2 pseudogenes are annotated in these 1,215 nt (G+C 72.5%); one reads left to right on the plus strand and one right to left on the minus strand.

Annotated features, from left to right (window positions below):
* A pseudogene (locus AC27IO_RS24450) lies at positions 1 to 368 on the minus strand (ABC transporter permease); the annotation flags it as partial.
* Between the two features lie 82 nt (positions 369 to 450).
* Between AC27IO_RS24450 and AC27IO_RS24455 the strand changes: the two are divergent.
* Positions 451 to 1,215: pseudogene (locus AC27IO_RS24455) on the plus strand (phosphoglycerate mutase); the annotation flags it as partial.

The raw sequence follows: 1,215 nt of genomic DNA on the forward strand, positions 1-1,215 counted from the left end.
CGATGCCGCGCACCAGCGTGCCCTTCATGTCCTCGCCGCGCGCCAGCAGCGCCTGCGCGGACACGAACGGCGCCGCGCCCACGACCTCGGGGTTGGCCCGCGCCTGGGCCAGCGTGCGCGGCATGTCCGGCAGCGCCGCGCCGTGGGGGGGCGAAGATCTCGATGTGCGAGACCACGCTCAGCATGCGGTCGCGCACCTCTTTCTGAAAGCCGTTCATCACGCTGAGCACGATGATGAGCGCCGCTACGCCGAGCGCGATGCCCAGCATGGAGACGCCCGAGATGAACGAGATGAAGCCGTTGCGCCGCGTGGCGCGCCCGGCCCGGGTGTAGCGCCAGCCCAGGGCCAGCTCGTAGGGAATTTGCATGGGTGTGATGGAAGGCCCGCCGCCGCTCTGGAAATGTCGGCCACCGGGCGGCGCCGATTGTGGCATCCCGGACAATACGCCCATGTCGGACACCCCCCATTTGCTCATTCCGTTCGCGGCCAGCCCCTCGGACGGATGCCAGCAGGCCTTGCAGGACCTCGCCCTGCCCCACCTCGACCGGCTGCTCGCCCGCCTGCCGGCCCCCGCCACCGACCCCGGAGACGAGACCGATTTCATCCCCCCCCCACGAGCGCGCCCTGGCCCGCCACCTGGGTTTGCCAGCCACCCGCCGCCAGGCGCCATGGGCCGCCTGGCACCAGCGCCAGACCGGCGTCACTGGCGCCGATGGCGATGGCGGCACGGCCTGGGCCTTCGTCACGCCCTGCGAATGGCGCGTGACCACCGAGCACGTCACCGTCGGCGATCCGGCCGCGCTGCGCCTGGACGAGGCCGCATCGCGCGCGCTGCTGGACATCGTGGCGCCCTGGTTCGCCGAGGACGGCATCGTGCTCGCCTATGAGCAGCCCACGCGCTGGCTGGCGCGCGGCGCCGTGTTCGAAGGGCTCGCCACCGCCTCGCTGGACCGCGTGATCCAGCGCGACGTGCGCGCCTGGATGCCCGATGCGCTAAAGGCCCGCCTGCTGCACCGCCTGCAAAGCGAGATGCAGATGCTGCTCTACACCCATGCCTTCAACGACGCGCGTGCGGCGCAGGGCCTGGGCCCGGTCAACTCCTTCTGGGTGCACGGCACCGGATCGCTGCCGCCCGCCGCCCCGGGCGCGGCACCGGCGGCCCCGCCGCCCGAAATGCCCATGGCCCTGCGCGATGCCGCCCTGGCCGAGGATTG

The sequence above is a fragment of the Acidovorax sp. KNOB132 genome (genome assembly GCF_057541515.1).